This window comes from Xanthomonas codiaei, assembly GCF_002939785.1.
Lineage (GTDB): Bacteria > Pseudomonadota > Gammaproteobacteria > Xanthomonadales > Xanthomonadaceae > Xanthomonas > Xanthomonas codiaei.
In genome coordinates, this window is the sequence record NZ_MDEC01000035.1 from 1 (window position 1) to 14,511 (window position 14,511).

General features: G+C 65.7%; 16 protein-coding genes. 4 read left to right on the forward strand and 12 right to left on the reverse strand.

All coding sequences use genetic code 11. The features are described from left to right. Nucleotides 1–239 precede the first annotated feature (239 nt). From XcodCFBP4690_RS19115 to XcodCFBP4690_RS19135, 5 genes are all read right to left on the reverse strand, one after another. A complete protein-coding gene (locus tag XcodCFBP4690_RS19115) occupies nucleotides 240–1,484 on the reverse strand; it encodes a cysteine desulfurase (RefSeq protein ID WP_104543487.1) in 1,245 nt (414 codons plus the stop codon). After that, nucleotides 1,481–2,743: a Fe-S cluster assembly protein SufD gene (gene sufD, locus XcodCFBP4690_RS19120; RefSeq protein ID WP_104543490.1), complete on the reverse strand. Its 1,263-nt coding sequence runs from the start codon at nucleotides 2,741–2,743 to the stop codon at nucleotides 1,481–1,483. Before sufD ends, XcodCFBP4690_RS19115 begins: the two co-directional genes overlap by 4 nt. After that, the gene (gene sufC / locus XcodCFBP4690_RS19125; RefSeq protein ID WP_104543492.1) at nucleotides 2,743–3,507 is read right to left on the reverse strand and encodes a Fe-S cluster assembly ATPase SufC; all 765 of its coding nucleotides are present in this window, start codon (nucleotides 3,505–3,507) and stop codon (nucleotides 2,743–2,745) included. The genes sufD and sufC overlap by 1 nt, the downstream gene beginning before the upstream one ends. Nucleotides 3,508–3,615: 108 nt before the next feature. Beyond that, nucleotides 3,616–5,073: a Fe-S cluster assembly protein SufB gene (sufB, locus tag XcodCFBP4690_RS19130; RefSeq protein ID WP_104543494.1), complete on the reverse strand. Its 1,458-nt coding sequence runs from the start codon at nucleotides 5,071–5,073 to the stop codon at nucleotides 3,616–3,618. 15 nt (nucleotides 5,074–5,088) lie between these two features. After that, nucleotides 5,089–5,547, reverse strand: a complete 459-nt coding sequence (locus tag XcodCFBP4690_RS19135) for an SUF system Fe-S cluster assembly regulator (RefSeq protein ID WP_104543496.1) — start codon at nucleotides 5,545–5,547, stop codon at nucleotides 5,089–5,091. A gap of 174 nt (nucleotides 5,548–5,721) precedes the next feature. Here XcodCFBP4690_RS19135 and XcodCFBP4690_RS19140 point away from each other — a divergent pair, with 174 nt between their 5' ends. Both XcodCFBP4690_RS19140 and XcodCFBP4690_RS19145 read left to right on the forward strand, forming a co-directional pair. Beyond that, complete coding sequence (locus tag XcodCFBP4690_RS19140; protein WP_104543498.1) at nucleotides 5,722–6,189, forward strand: SET domain-containing protein; 468 nt, start codon at nucleotides 5,722–5,724, stop codon at nucleotides 6,187–6,189. Nucleotides 6,190–6,293: 104 nt separating this feature from the next. Then, the gene (locus tag XcodCFBP4690_RS19145) at nucleotides 6,294–6,836 is read left to right on the forward strand and encodes a type 1 glutamine amidotransferase domain-containing protein (protein ID WP_104543500.1); all 543 of its coding nucleotides are present in this window, start codon (nucleotides 6,294–6,296) and stop codon (nucleotides 6,834–6,836) included. Between the two features lie 109 nt (nucleotides 6,837–6,945). Here XcodCFBP4690_RS19145 and XcodCFBP4690_RS19150 read toward each other — a convergent pair whose 3' ends face one another. The 7 genes from XcodCFBP4690_RS19150 to XcodCFBP4690_RS19180 all read right to left on the reverse strand — a co-directional run bounded on the left by XcodCFBP4690_RS19150 (nucleotide 6,946) and on the right by XcodCFBP4690_RS19180 (nucleotide 11,879). Beyond that, a complete protein-coding gene (locus tag XcodCFBP4690_RS19150) occupies nucleotides 6,946–7,542 on the reverse strand; it encodes a DUF1439 domain-containing protein (RefSeq protein ID WP_104543502.1) in 597 nt (198 codons plus the stop codon). Nucleotides 7,543–7,597: 55 nt separating this feature from the next. Beyond that, nucleotides 7,598–7,945, reverse strand: a complete 348-nt coding sequence (locus XcodCFBP4690_RS22930; protein WP_104543573.1) for a hypothetical protein — start codon at nucleotides 7,943–7,945, stop codon at nucleotides 7,598–7,600. A gap of 249 nt (nucleotides 7,946–8,194) precedes the next feature. Beyond that, complete coding sequence (locus tag XcodCFBP4690_RS19160) at nucleotides 8,195–8,497, reverse strand: DUF3861 family protein (protein WP_104543504.1); 303 nt, start codon at nucleotides 8,495–8,497, stop codon at nucleotides 8,195–8,197. Nucleotides 8,498–8,587: 90 nt separating this feature from the next. Continuing rightward, on the reverse strand, nucleotides 8,588–9,169 hold the full coding sequence (locus XcodCFBP4690_RS19165) for a M23 family metallopeptidase (protein ID WP_104543506.1): 582 nt from the start codon (nucleotides 9,167–9,169) through the stop codon (nucleotides 8,588–8,590). A gap of 150 nt (nucleotides 9,170–9,319) precedes the next feature. Further along, entirely contained in the window at nucleotides 9,320–9,742 is a 423-nt protein-coding gene (locus XcodCFBP4690_RS19170; RefSeq protein WP_104543508.1) for an HU family DNA-binding protein, read from the reverse strand. Nucleotides 9,743–10,286: 544 nt separating this feature from the next. Next, entirely contained in the window at nucleotides 10,287–11,138 is an 852-nt protein-coding gene (gene proC, locus XcodCFBP4690_RS19175; protein WP_104543510.1) for a pyrroline-5-carboxylate reductase, read from the reverse strand. A 48-nt stretch (nucleotides 11,139–11,186) separates the two neighbouring features. Then, complete coding sequence (locus XcodCFBP4690_RS19180) at nucleotides 11,187–11,879, reverse strand: YggS family pyridoxal phosphate-dependent enzyme (protein WP_104543575.1); 693 nt, start codon at nucleotides 11,877–11,879, stop codon at nucleotides 11,187–11,189. Between the two features lie 340 nt (nucleotides 11,880–12,219). On the opposite strand from XcodCFBP4690_RS19180, the gene XcodCFBP4690_RS19185 reads away from it, so the two are divergent. Together XcodCFBP4690_RS19185 and XcodCFBP4690_RS19190 are read left to right on the forward strand one after the other, a co-directional pair. Continuing rightward, entirely contained in the window at nucleotides 12,220–13,257 is a 1,038-nt protein-coding gene (locus XcodCFBP4690_RS19185) for a type IV pilus twitching motility protein PilT (RefSeq protein ID WP_104543511.1), read from the forward strand. Nucleotides 13,258–13,369: 112 nt separating this feature from the next. Next, the gene (locus XcodCFBP4690_RS19190; protein ID WP_029218821.1) at nucleotides 13,370–14,500 is read left to right on the forward strand and encodes a PilT/PilU family type 4a pilus ATPase; all 1,131 of its coding nucleotides are present in this window, start codon (nucleotides 13,370–13,372) and stop codon (nucleotides 14,498–14,500) included. Nucleotides 14,501–14,511: the final 11 nt, after the last annotated feature.

The window sequence follows — 14,511 nt, forward strand, 5'->3', positions numbered from 1 at the left end:
CGCAAGCTGCTGGTCATCCTCAACGCCAAGATGCGAGATCAACTGGCGGCTGACGCCGTCGGTTGATCAAGACAGTTGCTCTCCCGTCGGGAGAGGGGTTGGGGTGAGGGTACGGAGCGAAGCGCTCGCGCAGTCAAACTACGCCAGGCTTCGCACGGACCCTCATGCGCCCCTTCGGGGCACCTTCTCCCGGCGTGAGAAGAAATTGCAACGACGCAGAGAACTCAAGGATCCAATACTTACCCGAGCAGCGTCCGCACCTTCTTCAGGGCAGCAACAAACCGCTCGATCTCGTCGTGGGTGTTGTAGAACGCCAGCGATGCGCGGCAGGTGGCGGCCACGTCGTAGTACTGCAGCAGCGGATGCGCACAGTGCTGGCCGGAGCGGATGGCCACGCCTTCCAGGTCGAGCAGGGTGGCCAGGTCGTGCGCGTGGGCGCCTTCGACCAGGAACGACACCACCGCCGCCTTGTCCGGCGTGGTGCCGAAGATGCGCAGGCCGTCGATGCGCTGCAGCTCCTCGGTGAAGTGCGCCAGCAGTTCCGCCTCGCGCGCTTCCACATGCGCAAGACCCAGGGTATCCAGATAGTCCACTGCCGCACCCAGGCCCACGAAGCCGGCGATATTCGGCGTGCCGGCTTCGAACTTGTGCGGGGCCTCGTTGAACACGGTGCCCTCGAAGCTGACTTCCTTGATCATCTCGCCGCCGCCTAAAAATGGCGGCATCGCCTGCAGGTGCTCCCGGCGTGCCCACAGTGCACCGGTGCCGGTGGGGCCGCACATCTTGTGGCCGGTGATGGCGTAGAAGTCGCAGCCGATCGCGGCCACGTCGATGCGCCGGTGCGGCGCCGCCTGCGAGCCGTCCACCACGGTGACGATGCCGCGCTTGCGCGCGTCCCGGCAGATCTCGCGCACCGGATTCACCGTGCCCAATACGTTGGACACATGGGTGACGGCCAGCAGCTTGACCTCGGGCGTCATTGCCTTGCGCAGTGCGTCCAGATCCAGCGCGCCATCGGGGGTGATCTCGGCCACGCGGATGCTGGCGCCGGTGCGCTGGGCCACCAACTGCCACGGCACGATGTTGGCGTGGTGTTCCATGCGCGAGACCAGGATCACATCGCCCGGGCCCAGCCGCGGCAGCGCCCACGAATAGGCCACCAGGTTGATCGCGAACGTGGTGCCGCTGCACAGCACCAGCTCTTCGGCGCGCACGTTGAGAAAGCGCGCCAGCTTGCTGCGTGCGCCTTCGAACGCATCGGTTGCCTCGGTTCCCAGCGCATGCACTGCACGGCTGACGTTGGCGTTCTGCCGACGATAGAACTCGTCGGTAGCCGCAATCACCTGGAGCGGCTTTTGCCCGGTGTTGGCATTGTCGAAATAGATCAGCGGCTTGCCGTGCACCTGCCGCATCAGCAACGGGAAATCGGAGCGCACGCGGTCCCAATCGGGCGCCGCGTGCTGCGGAACGGCCGGCATGTTCATGCCACGCGCGCCGAATTCAAGGCGCGGTCCAGCTGCAGCGCCAGCACCGCGGTCAGCGCGTCCGGCAGTACGCGCAACGGCTCGTGGCAGAACGCGGCGCTCAGCAAACGCTGCGCCTGCGCCTGCGGCAAGCCGCGCGAGCGCAGGTAGAACAAGGCGTTGTCGTCGAGCTGGCCGACGGTGGCGCCATGCGCGGCCTGCACTTCATCGGCGTCGATCACCAGCACCGGCTGGGTATCGATTTCTGCGTTGGACGAGAGCAGCAGGTTCTTGTTGGACAACCGCGCATCGGTGCCGTCGGCGCCGGGGCGGATGCGGATGCCGCCATGGAAGACCACGCGGCTGCGATCGGCGCCCACGCCGCGCCATAGCAGCTCACAGACGGTATCGCGGGCGATGTGTTCGATGCCCAGGCGCGTGTCGACATGACGACGGCCATTACCCAGCAGCACGCCATTGGCGGTGAGCCGGGCGTTGCTGCCTTCCAGGCGCACGTTGAGTTCGTGCCGCGACAGGCCGGCGCTCAGTTCCAGATCCACGCGCTGGTAGCGCGCATCGCGCGCGAGCACCGCATCGGTGCGCAGCAGCGAGGTGGCCTGCGCGCTGTCGGCCTGCACGCGTGCGTGCGACAACACCGCATTCTGCGCCAGGTGCACGTGCATCAGGCTGTTGGCCAGGTGCGCCGCATCGCCGACATGCAGGTGATGCTCGACCACGTTCAACGACGCGCCGGCACGCAACTCGATCAGATGACGGTGATGCCAGGCCAGATCGTGTTCGCCGGCCACGCTGACGAACACCAGGTGCAGCGGCAGCGCGACCTGCGCGCCATCCTGCACCTGTACCAGCACGCCTTCGTCGGCCAGTGCGGCATTGAGGCGGGCGAAGATCTCGTCGCTGCCGTCGAAGCGCCGGCCAAGCAGTTGCTGCGCCTGGCCGTTCTCGGCCAGGGACGCGGACAAGGTGTCCAGTTGCACACCGTCGGGCAAGCTAGACAGATCGCTCAGCGCCTGCGATGGCCGCCCGTTGACGAATACCAGGCGCGGCGACGGAATCTCGTCCAGCGCGGCGGCGTCGACCAGCGTCGGCACCAGCGGCGCGGGCTGGAAGCTGCGCCGCTCCAGCTGCCGCAGCGAGGTGTATTTCCAGGCTTCGGCACGCGGGCCGGGTAGGCCGCTGTGCAGGGCCGCATCGAGTTCGGCGCGGCGGCTGTCGTCGCCGCAGAAGCCGCGCGCCAGGGAATCGAGCAAGGCGCTCATCAGGCGGCAACCTCGGGCACCACACGATCCTTCAGGAAGTGGTAGCCGTGCTTTTCCAGCTCCAGCGCCAGCTCCGGGCCGCCGCTCTGCACGATGCGGCCTTCGGCCAGCACGTGCACCACGTCCGGCTTGATGTAATCGAGCAGGCGCTGGTAGTGGGTGATTACCAGGAACGAGCGCTCCGGCGAGCGCAAGGCGTTGACGCCATCGGCCACGCTCTTGAGCGCATCGATGTCCAGGCCCGAATCGGTCTCGTCCAGGATGGCGAGCTTGGGTTCGAGCACGGCCAGCTGGAAGATCTCGTTGCGCTTCTTTTCGCCGCCGGAGAAACCTTCGTTGACGCCACGGTGCAGCAGTTCGTCCTTCAGATGCAGCACGGCCAGCTTCTGCCGCACCAGCTTGAGGAACTGCATCGAATCCAGCTCGTCTTCGCCACGCGCCTTGCGCTGTGCATTGAGCGCGGCGCGCAGGAAATAGGTGTTGTTGACGCCGGGAATTTCTACCGGGTACTGGAAGGCCAGGAACAGGCCGGCGGCGGCGCGTTCTTCCGGCGGCAGGTCGAGCAGATCCTTGCCGTCGAACTGCACGCTGCCTTCGCCGACCTCATAACCATCGCGCCCGGCCAGCACATTGCCCAGCGTGGACTTGCCGGCACCGTTGGGGCCCATGATGGCGTGCACCTGGCCGGGCTGGATATCCAGCGACAGGCCCTTGAGGATGTCTTTGCCGGCGATGCTGGCGTGGAGGTTGGTAATCGTAAGCATGGGATTGGGGATTCGAAATTTGGGATTGGTAAAAGCGGGTCAGCCGGTCGGCATCGGTGCGGGGTTCTGCGAATCCCCAATCCCTAATGCCGACTCTCGAAGGCAGCGTCAGCCGACGCTGCCTTCCAGCGAGACTTCCAGCAGCTTCTTGGCTTCCACGGCGAACTCCATCGGCAGTTCGCGGAAGACCTGCTTGCAGAAGCCGTCGACGATCAGCGACACCGCATCTTCCTGGCTGATGCCGCGCGCGCGGCAGTAGAACAACTGGTCGTCGCTGATCTTGGAGGTGGTGGCCTCGTGCTCGACGGTGGCGCCCGGGTTCTTCACCTCGATATAGGGGAAGGTATGCGCGCCGCATTGCTTGCCGATCAACAGCGAATCGCACTGGGTGTAGTTGCGCGCGCCATCGGCATTACGGTCCACCTTGACCAGGCCGCGGTAGGTGTTCTGGCCGCGCCCGGCGCTGATGCCCTTGCTGACGATCTTGCTTTTGGTGCGCTTGCCGATGTGGATCATCTTGGTGCCGGTATCGGCCTGCTGGCGGTGGTGGGTGAGTGCCACCGAATGGAATTCGCCCACCGAATCGTCGCCGAGCAGCACGCACGAGGGATACTTCCAGGTGATCGCCGAGCCGGTTTCGACCTGGGTCCAGGTCACCTTGCTGCGCGCGCCACGGCATTCGGCGCGCTTGGTGACGAAGTTGTAGATGCCGCCGCGGCCTTCCTCGTCGCCCGGGTACCAGTTCTGCACCGTGGAGTACTTGATCTCGGCATCTTCCAGCGTCACCAGCTCCACCACCGCGGCATGCAGCTGGTTTTCATCGCGCATCGGCGCGGTGCAGCCTTCCAGGTACGACACATAGGCCTTGTCCTCGCACACGATCAAGGTGCGCTCGAACTGCCCGGTATGGCCGGCATTGATGCGGAAGTAGGTGCTCAGTTCCATCGGGCAGCGCACGCCCTTGGGGATGAACACGAAGCTGCCATCGGAGAACACCGCCGAGTTGAGCGCGGCGAAGTAGTTGTCGCCGACCGGCACCACGCTGCCCAGGTACTGCCGGACGATCTCCGGATGCTCCTTGATGGCCTCGGACATCGAGCAGAAGATCACGCCCTTTTCGGCCAGTTCCTTGCGGAAGGTGGTGCCGACCGAGACCGAATCGAACACCGCATCCACCGCCACCCCGGCCAGCTTGGCGCGCTCGTGCAGCGGCACGCCGAGCTTGTCGTAGGTGTCGAGCAGTTCCTTGGGCACCTCGTCGAGCGAAGCGTACTTCGGGCCCTTGGGCGCGGAGTAATAGCTCAGCGCCTGGAAATCGATCGGTGCGATCTGCAGCTTCGCCCACTCCGGCATCGGCATCTTCAGCCAGTGGCGGTACGCCTCCAGGCGCCAGTCGGTCATCCACTGCGGCTCGTCTTTCTTGGCCGACAGCGCACGGATGACATCTTCGTCCAGGCCGGGCGGGAGCGAATCGGATTCGATCTCGGTGACGAAGCCGGCGTCGTAACGCCGGCCCAGCCGTTCGAGGATCTGCGCATTCTGCGGAGGAGCAAGTTCGGTGGCCATCGGGCTGCCTACAGGTCAGGTGGTCGCGACACGCGCGGCGATGGAACGCCGGCGGCTGTCGCCAGGGAGGGAGAGGGGCTGCAGCATCTGCGCCAGCGTCACGCGGCGCAGGGCATCGCCCACCACGTCGTTGATCAGGCGCCAGTTGGAGCGCACGCCGCAGGTGTGGGCGATGCCGCACTGGCTGTGGTCCTGGCTGCATTCGGTGATCGCCAGCGGGCCTTCCATCGCCTCGACGATCTCCACCAGGGTGATGTCGCTGGCTGCGCGCGCGAGCCGGTAGCCGCCGTGCACGCCACGCAGGCCTTCGACCAGCCCGGCCTGCGACAGCGGCTTGAGGATCTTGCTCACGGTCGGCGCTTCCAGGCCGGCCTGCTCGGCCAGCTCGGTGGCACTGAGCACCTGTTCGCTGCGCGCGGCCAGCACGGTCAGCACCACGGTGGCGTAATCGGTGAGTTTGGTGACGCGCAACATGGGCGGGCGGGCAAATCCGAAAGCGGACCGAAATTGTACTCTTTTGGGCGCGACAGGGCCAATCGCCCGGTTCAGCCGCCGGCAAGCGCAATCCGTTGCGGACATCGGCGCGCTTGTGCTTGGCGCTTGGGCGCGCTGCAGTCACAATGAGCGGCCCCCTCACCGGACCCTTACATGTCGCGCAAAGTTGCCGCCCGCAAGTCACGTATCCACGGCAATGGCATGTTCGCCCTCGCCCCGCTCCGCAAGGGCGAGCGCATCATCCAGTACAAGGGGCGCCTGCGCACGCATGCCGAGGTGGACGCCGACGACACCGGCGATGTGGAAAGCGGGCATACCTTTCTGTTTACGCTCAGCGACGATTACGTGCTGGATGCGAACTACGAAGGCAATGTCGCGCGCTGGATCAACCACAGCTGCAATCCCAATTGCGAAGCGGTGATCGAGGAGGCCGAGGGCGATGACCGCAGCAAGGACAAGATCTTCATCGAGGCCAAGCGTGCCATCAAGCCCGGCGAAGAACTCACCTACAACTACGGCATCACCCTGAGCGAACGGCATACGCCGCGTCTGAAGAAGATCTGGGAATGCCGTTGCGGCTCGAAGAACTGCACCGGCACGATGCTGCAGCCCAAGCGCTGAGCATGTGCAGGCGCGTTGCGCGCTGACGCGACGCAGACATCGGTTCACGGATGCGCAACGCCGCGCTGCCTACGGTGCGGGCTTCTTTCAGTAAGGAGCCCCGCATGTCGTATTCGCTCTCTGGCAAGACCGTCGCCGTGCTGGCCACCGACGGCTTCGAACAATCCGAACTGCAGGAACCCAAGCGCCTGCTGGAATCCTGGGGCGCCAAGGTCGAGGTGATCGCGCCTGGCGATGCGGCCAAGATCCGCGCCTGGAATCACACCGATTGGGGTGATTCGGTGGCGGTGGACCGTCGACTGGACAAGGCGACGGCGCAGGACTACGACGCCCTGGTGCTGCCCGGCGGCGTGCTCAATCCCGATACCTTGCGCACCGACCAGCAGGCGATTGGCTTCATTCGTGCATTCGCCGCGGCAAACAAGCCGGTTGCCGCGATCTGCCACGGGCCGTGGCTGTTGCTCGAAAGCGACCTGGTTCGCGACCGCAACGTCACGTCGTGGCCGTCGGTCAAGACCGATCTGAGCAACGCCGGCGCACGTTGGCAGGACGCGGAAGTGGTGGTGGACGGCCAGCTGATCACCAGTCGCAAGCCTGACGATATTCCTGCCTTCAGTGCTGCGGTCGCAAAGGCGCTGGCAGCCTAACTGCGCATCCGATGAAAGAAGGCCCGGCGCTGTCGCGTCGGGCCTTCGTGCAGGCACTCATTGCCTCGCACCTGGGGGTCCTGCCTGATGCACCTGTGATGCGAGCGGGCTATTTTCCCGATAGCGCCGCTGCCGGCACCAGTTGCTCGATGTTCTGGTTGAAGTTGACGGCCACGCGTCCGTTCTGGATTCCTACCGACTCCACCTGCACCGCGCCCATGGCAGCAGCGATCGCCGGGTCGATGCGGTAGATCGGCTCCTTGCGCGCGTAGTCGGCCAGCCAGGTATTGAGCAACTGCCGGGTGCTGTGGTCGAGCTTTGCGCCGGCATTGGCCGGGCGGAAATCGTCGATGCTGGGTTGGTCCAGATAAAAGCCTTGCTTGGCAGTGTCGTAACGCAGCGCGCTGGTCAAGGTGACATTGCCCACTGGCGCCGGCGCAGCACCGGCGGTGGCAACCGCCAGGTCGAAGGCCATCTTCATCCGGTCGCCCGGCGGCAGCGACAGCGCCGGGTTGCTGACGGTCATTTCGATCAGGCCGCCTAGCGCGTCATGCGTCTGCGGGAAGCGGCCACCCAGGTACTGCTGCAGATCGCTGGCCTGCACGCTGATCTGGTGTCCCTGGATCTGAGGCGCCGCCCAGGCGCCGCTGGCAGGCAATGCCAAGGCGAGGGCGAGCGCGGATCCGGCAAGCGAACGCAGTTTCATCGAGTGACTCCGGCTACAGGTGACACAACCTTAGCCAGCGTCGGTGAACCACGGGTTAGCGCAATACCGGCTGCAGCGTGGCCGAGTAGATCTCCCAGGTGTCGCTGCCTGCGCGCGGCTGCAGGCGATAGGCGCCAACCAGCTGCTGCGTGCCCGATGCGCCGCGCACGATGATGCGTACCGGCACTTCGATCCGCCGCTGCGGATTGTCCGGGTCCAGCAGGACCGGTGGGTCGTTGTTGATGCGCATCGACTGGATGCCGGTCATCGCGCGCAGCACGGCGTCGTCAGGTACCGGTGGCGGACGCCCACCTGTCCACAGTGCGTCGGCATCGGCACGTGCGGCGCCGGGCAGGGCGCCCAGATAGCGTTGCACGGTGGCGCTTGCTTCGGCTAGGTCGATACGCGCTTGCGCAGCAGCGGGCGAATCGGCCGTGGCAGGCGAAGATGCGTCGCGATCGGCTGCACCAGTCGATGGTGGCGGTGCGGTGGCGGTGGACGCGGGTGTTGTCGCGTCGATCGCGCGATCTGCGGTGCGTTGACAGCTGCAACCGACCAATGCGGCCAGCGATATGGCAATGGCGATCCAGCGCATGGCACCTCTCCGTCCGCGAAGCGCGCAGTGTAACGGCGCCAGTAGCCAGCTGTGCGCTCAGGGCGCGGGATGCACGCGCTGCAGTCGCTCGAGCAGCAACTGCAGCCTGGGCCGCAAGGCGTCCAGCGCATCGCTGGGCCGTGCGCGTGGGCGTGCGGCCAGGTCTTCCAGTAATTGCGAGCCGACCGTCAGTGCGGCGCACTCGTCGCTGCTGAGGTCGCGACGCAGGTGCAGTTCTTCGAGCAGGCGCATCCAGTCGGCGCGCGAGCGCTGTTCGAACTCGATGGTGCAACGGTCGTCGCAGGGGCGGCCGTCGTTCTCGATGGGCGTGACCGTAATGCGATAGCGTTTTCGGGACATGGTGGTCGCGTCACTTCAGGATAGGGCCACCATAGGCGCAGCCTGCGACGCGCTCGATAGGGCGGGCCATGACGCAGTGTTCCAGCGTGCTCAGTCGACCGGCGAAGCCGCGCTCTTGCGTAACAACGGCAGCGGATCGTACGCACCGTTGCGCCCGTACACACCATAGTGCAGGTGCGGCGGCGTGCCGCGCGCGTTGCCGGTGGTGCCAACCATCCCCAACGGCGTGCCGGGCTCGACCACGTCACCAACGGCCAGGCCTGCCGCCCAGTCGTCCAGGTGCGCGTAATAGTGTCGCTCCATCGCCGGGCCGAGTACCCAGACCTGCTTGCCGCCCAGGCCACGATCGCGAATGGCGCTGACCACGCCGCGTGTCGATGCCACCACCGGAGTGCCACGCGGCGCGAAGATGTCGACCCCGGCATGCGTACGGTCGCGTCCCCGCGGCGCGCCGAAGGTATCGGCGATCTGCCGGGCACGCACGTTGTGCACCGGCACCCGCAACGCTTGCGGCGGCGGCATCCGTGACAACTCCCAGCTGGTGCGTAGGCGTTCGGCCATCGGCGACTGCCAGGCCCAGCGCGCTGCCACGCCCAAGGCGCACAGCAGGGCGATCGACACCAGCAGCCGGCGCACACGTCGGGCAGGGCTGCGGGGGGAGCGTGCGGTCATCGGCGACTCGGGTGCGAACTCGCTGCCATGGTAGGCAAGCGGCGATGAGTGCGATGTGGTGTGGCCAATCGCACCGCCTGCAAGACGGCAGGGAAACACAAAAAAAAGACGGCCCGCAGGCCGTCTCGATGACACCGGATGCAGGCGCGATTACAGCGCTGCGTCCTTCAGCCGCTTCATCGCGCGCACCTTGATCTTGCAGGTTGCGGGCTTGGCGGCAAAGATCTGCTCTTCCTTGGTGAAGGGGTTGATGCCCTTGCGCTTCGGCTTGGCCGGCACGTTGACCGAGGTGATCTTGAGCATGCCCGGCAGGGTGAAGCTGCCAGCGCCCTTCTTGCTCAGCGACGCATGTGCGGTGGCTTCCAGCGAGGCCAGCACGGCGCGGACGTCCTTCGGAGCCAGCTGGGTGGATTCGGCGATGTGCGCGACCAGGCCGGTCTTGCTCAGGGCTTCCTTGATCGGCTTCGGCGCGGCGGTCTTGGTAGCGGCCTTGGCCGGCTTCGCGGTCTTGGTGGCGGCGACCTTTTTCACTGCCTTCTTGGGGGCAGCCTTCTTAGCGGCGGTTTTTGCCATGGGTTATGCGTTCCGTATTCGTTGGTGGTGTTGGGTCTGCCGACCCGGTCGGCAACGCGAAATGTAGGGCAACTGCTGCGCGCCGCCAATAGGCAAACGATGAAACCGCCGAAAAAAAGCGTCTTTCGACCGGGATTCGTTCACCGGCGGCGCAGAACACGGACAAAACAGCGTGCCCAACACGTACGGCGCGCAGGTCTGCCTCGCATCTGCCGCAAAGCAGCAGGCGGGTTGCGCGAGCAGGCGCGCGCTCGCACAGATACCCGCAGCCCGTGGCGCGATGTCGGTGCACGCATTGGTGGGCGATGGCAACACCGCGCCAGGACGTTGTCGGCGCGACAGTGCCTAGCATCGATTGCACTGTCCGCATGCGAGCTTTGCATGGAGGCGCTGCAGTGCGGCGGCGGCACTGCGCCAGTGCTCTGCACCCCCGCATCGCCGCGCGGTTCTGCTTGCAGGTGCGCGCTCGACCGATGCTTGGTCCGGGACTGCGTAGTGCTGCGCGTCTGCATCGACCGGCGGCCTTGCAGCCGGTACAGCTCGCCTAATCGTTGGCAGCCGACAGGCTGCGGCCGCGTTCGGTGGCTGCGGCAATCGCCTGCGCGGTCAACGCTTCGAAACCGCCGGCCTGGAATGTCTCGATGGCCGCCTGGGTGGTGCCGTTGGGCGAGGTCACCCGATGGCGCAGCACTTCGGGCGACTCGCCCGATTCGGTGAGCATGCGCGCCGCGCCCAGCAGGGTCTGCAGCACCAGCGTGCGGGCGGTGTCGGCCGGAAGCCCTTGCGCCTGTGCCGCCGCCTCCATCGCTTCGGCCAGCAGAAACACATAGGCCGGTCCGCTGCCGGAGACGGCGGTCACCGCGTCCATCTGGGTTTCCTCCTCGATCCACACGGTGACGCCGGCACTCTGCAGCAACCGACTGGCCTGCGCGCGCTGGGTCGTGGAGACGCGCCCAGTGGCGTACAACCCGGTGACGCCGGCACCGAGCAGGGCAGGGGTATTGGGCATCGCGCGGACCACGGCCACATCGCCGCCGCACCAACGCTGCAACTGCGTTGCGGTGATGCCGGCCGCGATCGACAGCAGTAGCGGCTGCCGGGCTTGAGCGAGGTCGGCCAGCTGCGTGCACACCGCAGGCATGACCTGGGGCTTGACCGCCAGCACCCAGATGTCCGCTCCGTCGGCAGCCTGGCGCGCGTCATCCAGCGTCTCCACGCCGAAGTCGCGCGACAGTGATGCACGTAGTTCGGCCACCGGCTCGGCGACGCGGATGCCTGCAGCCGGCACGCCCTGCCGGATCAGCCCGGCGATCAGGCTGCGCGCCATGTTGCCTCCGCCGATGAAGGCGATGGATCCGGCATTGGCGGACGATGCAGACGCAGGGGGCAGGGTCATCGGTGACTCCAGTAGATAGGAATGGATAGTGCCGGCGCGCGGCGCGGATCAGGCGGATGCCTCGGGCGAGGACGTGCGCGCGCCGAACAGTGCCGTGCCCACCCGCACCATGGTGGCACCGGCCGCGATCGCTTCGGCGAAATCCGCGCTCATGCCCATCGACAAGGTGTCCACCTGCGCGAAGCGCTGCTTCAGTTGTTGGAACAGCCCCTGCATGCGGGTAAACGCTTGTGCGCGCCGCGCCGCTTCGGGAAACGGTGCAGGGATGGCCATCAGTCCGCGCAGGCGCAGCGTCGGCTGCAGCGCGATGGCGTCGGCCAGCGCGTCGATCGTCTCCGGCGCGCAACCGTGTTTGCTGTCCTCATCGTCGATATTGACCTGGATCAGCACATTCAGTGGTGCGCGATCGTTGGGGCGATGGCGCGCCAGCAACGGGATCAGTTTGGGGCGGTCCACTGTCTGCACCCAGTCGAAGCACCGGCTGGCCAGTTCGGCCTTGTTGGATTGCAGGTGGCCGATCAGGTGCCATTCCAGCTGCAGTGCGCGGAGCGCGGCGACCTTGGTCTCGGCTTCCTGTACGTAGTTTTCGCCGAATGCGCGCTGTCCCTGCGCGGCCAGCGCGGCAATGGCCTCGGCAGGCTTGGTCTTGGAGACTGCGAGCAGGCGGACCTCGCTACGGGCATGCTGGGCTGCCGCGGCCTGGATGGCATCGAGAATCTGCTGCAGCGACGAAACCGGCACGGGAATATCCAGCAAGGACGGGGACGCTAGTGTGCCGCTGCCGGTGGCTGGCTTCCAGCGCACAGCGGCAGGCGGCGTATATAGAAGGAGGCGGACGTGCACGCAGGCGTATCGGGCGGCAGGTCGGCGCGCATGTGCGGCGGTTGCCGGGCGCGGTTGGCGCTACCTGCGTCCGCATGCGGGCAGGGGCCGTGCCGCTCATGCCCGAAAAACAACGCCTTCAGTCCTGCACGGGTCTGCCGGCCTGAACCGGCGGCCGGCCGCTTCCCGCGCGCTGCCAGAACGCTATACTGCCGGCCGGGGAGTACCTTCCAATCGCAGCCTAGGGGAAAAGCAGCGCATGGATATCGCTGAACTATTGGCGTTTTCTGTCAAGAACAAGGCATCGGACCTGCACCTGTCTGCAGGGCTGCCGCCGATGATCCGTGTCGATGGCGATGTCCGTCGCATCAATATTCCGGCGCTGGACCACAAGCAGGTGCACGCGCTGGTGTACGACATCATGTCGGACAAGCAGCGCCGCGACTACGAAGAATTCCTCGAGGTCGATTTCTCGTTCGAGATTCCCTCGCTGGCACGTTTCCGCGTCAATGCATTCAACCAGAACCGCGGTGCCGGTGCGGTGTTCCGTACCATTCCCTCCGAAGTGCTGACCCTGGAGGACCTGGGCTGCCCGCCGATCTTCCGCCAGCTGATCGACCAGCCGCAGGGCCTGATCCTGGTGACCGGCCCGACCGGTTCGGGCAAGTCGACCACCCTGGCAGGCATGATCGACTACATCAACAAGAACGAATACGGCCATATCCTCACTGTCGAGGATCCGATCGAGTTCGTGCACACCTCGCAGAAGTGCCTGATCAACCAGCGCGAAGTGCACCGCGACACGCACGGCTTCAACGAAGCGCTGCGTTCGGCACTGCGCGAAGACCCGGACATCATCCTGGTCGGCGAATTGCGCGACCTGGAAACCATCCGCCTGGCGCTGACCGCCGCGGAAACCGGCCACCTGGTGTTCGGCACCCTGCATACCAGCTCGGCGGCCAAGACCATCGACCGCATCATCGACGTGTTCCCGGCCGGCGAAAAGCCGATGGTGCGCTCGATGCTGTCCGAATCGCTGCGCGCGGTGATTTCGCAGGCGCTGCTGAAAAAAGTCGGCGGCGGACGCACGGCGGCGTGGGAAATCATGGTCGGCACCCCGGCCATCCGCAACCTGATCCGCGAGGACAAGGTGGCGCAGATGTATTCGGCGATCCAGACCGGCCAGCAGTACGGCATGCAGACCCTGGACCAGCATCTGCAGGACCTGGTCAAGCGCAGCCTGATCACGCGCAACCAGGCGCGCGAATACGCCAAGGACAAGCGGATATTCGAGTAGCCGGGATTCGGGATTCGGGATTGGGGAATCGCAACGGCGACTCCCGTCCCAGACCCCGCTCTTGCCAATCCCGAATCTCCACTCCCGAATCCCTGCTCCAGAGGAGCACGCCATGAGCACCATCGACTTCACTTCCTTCCTCAAGCTGATGGCGCATCAGAAGGCGTCGGATCTGTTCATCACCTCCGGCATGCCGCCGGCGATCAAGGTGCATGGCAAGATCAGCCCGATCACGCAGACGCCGTTGACCGCGCAGCAGAGCCGCGACCTGGTGTTGAACGTGATGACGCCCTCGCAGCGCGAGGAGTTCGAAAAGACCCACGAGTGCAATTTCGCCATCGGCGTGTCCGGGGTGGGACGTTTCCGTGTCAGCTGCTTCTACCAGCGCAACCAGGTGGGCATGGTGCTGCGCCGGATCGAGACGCGCATTCCCACCGTGGAAGAGCTGAGCCTGCCGCCGGTGATCAAGACGCTGGCGATGACCAAGCGCGGCATCATCATCTTCGTCGGCGCCACCGGTACCGGTAAGTCGACCTCGCTGGCGGCGATGATCGGCTACCGCAACCAGAATTCCACCGGGCACATCATCACCATCGAGGACCCGATCGAATTCGTGCACAAGCACGAGGGCTGCATCATCACCCAGCGCGAGGTCGGCATCGACACCGACAGCTGGGAAAACGCGCTGAAGAACACCCTGCGCCAGGCGCCGGACGTGATCATGATCGGCGAGGTGCGCACCCGCGAAGGCATGGACCACGCCATCGCCTTCGCCGAAACCGGCCACCTGGTGCTGTGCACGCTGCACGCCAACAACGCCAACCAGGCGATGGACCGCATCATCAACTTCTTCCCGGAAGACCGCCGCAACCAGCTGCTGATGGATTTGTCGCTCAACCTCAAGGGCGTGGTCGCGCAGCAGCTGATTCCGACCCCGGACGGGCGCGGCCGCCGCGTGGCGATGGAGATCATGCTGGGCACGCCGCTGGTGCAGGACTACATCCGCGACGGCGAGATCCACAAGCTCAAGGAGATCATGAAGGAGTCCACCAACCTGGGCATGCGCACCTTCGATCAGAGCCTGTTCGAGCTCTACCAGGCCGGTGAAATCAGCTACGAGGACGCCTTGCGCTACGCCGATTCGCAGAACGAGGTGCGTTTGCGCATCAAGCTGTCGCAGGGCGGCGATGCCAAGACCCTGGCGCAGGGGCTGGATGGCGTGGAGATCGCCGAGGTTCGGTGAGGTCTTCGGAC

Coding starts and splice junctions, on each gene's coding strand:
- XcodCFBP4690_RS19160 (WP_104543504.1), bottom strand. CDS start 8,497: ATGTCCCGAAAACGCTATCGCATTACGGTCACGCCCATCGAGAACGAC.
- XcodCFBP4690_RS19135 (WP_104543496.1), bottom strand. CDS start 5,547: ATGTTGCGCGTCACCAAACTCACCGATTACGCCACCGTGGTGCTGACC.
- XcodCFBP4690_RS19170 (WP_104543508.1), bottom strand. CDS start 9,742: ATGGCAAAAACCGCCGCTAAGAAGGCTGCCCCCAAGAAGGCAGTGAAA.
- sufB (WP_104543494.1), bottom strand. CDS start 5,073: ATGGCCACCGAACTTGCTCCTCCGCAGAATGCGCAGATCCTCGAACGG.
- XcodCFBP4690_RS19165 (WP_104543506.1), bottom strand. CDS start 9,169: ATGACCGCACGCTCCCCCCGCAGCCCTGCCCGACGTGTGCGCCGGCTG.
- sufD (WP_104543490.1), bottom strand. CDS start 2,743: ATGAGCGCCTTGCTCGATTCCCTGGCGCGCGGCTTCTGCGGCGACGAC.
- XcodCFBP4690_RS19140 (WP_104543498.1), top strand. CDS start 5,722: ATGTCGCGCAAAGTTGCCGCCCGCAAGTCACGTATCCACGGCAATGGC.
- XcodCFBP4690_RS19115 (WP_104543487.1), bottom strand. CDS start 1,484: ATGAACATGCCGGCCGTTCCGCAGCACGCGGCGCCCGATTGGGACCGC.
- sufC (WP_104543492.1), bottom strand. CDS start 3,507: ATGCTTACGATTACCAACCTCCACGCCAGCATCGCCGGCAAAGACATC.
- XcodCFBP4690_RS19145 (WP_104543500.1), top strand. CDS start 6,294: ATGTCGTATTCGCTCTCTGGCAAGACCGTCGCCGTGCTGGCCACCGAC.
- XcodCFBP4690_RS19190 (WP_029218821.1), top strand. CDS start 13,370: ATGAGCACCATCGACTTCACTTCCTTCCTCAAGCTGATGGCGCATCAG.
- proC (WP_104543510.1), bottom strand. CDS start 11,138: ATGACCCTGCCCCCTGCGTCTGCATCGTCCGCCAATGCCGGATCCATC.
- XcodCFBP4690_RS19185 (WP_104543511.1), top strand. CDS start 12,220: ATGGATATCGCTGAACTATTGGCGTTTTCTGTCAAGAACAAGGCATCG.
- XcodCFBP4690_RS19150 (WP_104543502.1), bottom strand. CDS start 7,542: ATGAAACTGCGTTCGCTTGCCGGATCCGCGCTCGCCCTCGCCTTGGCA.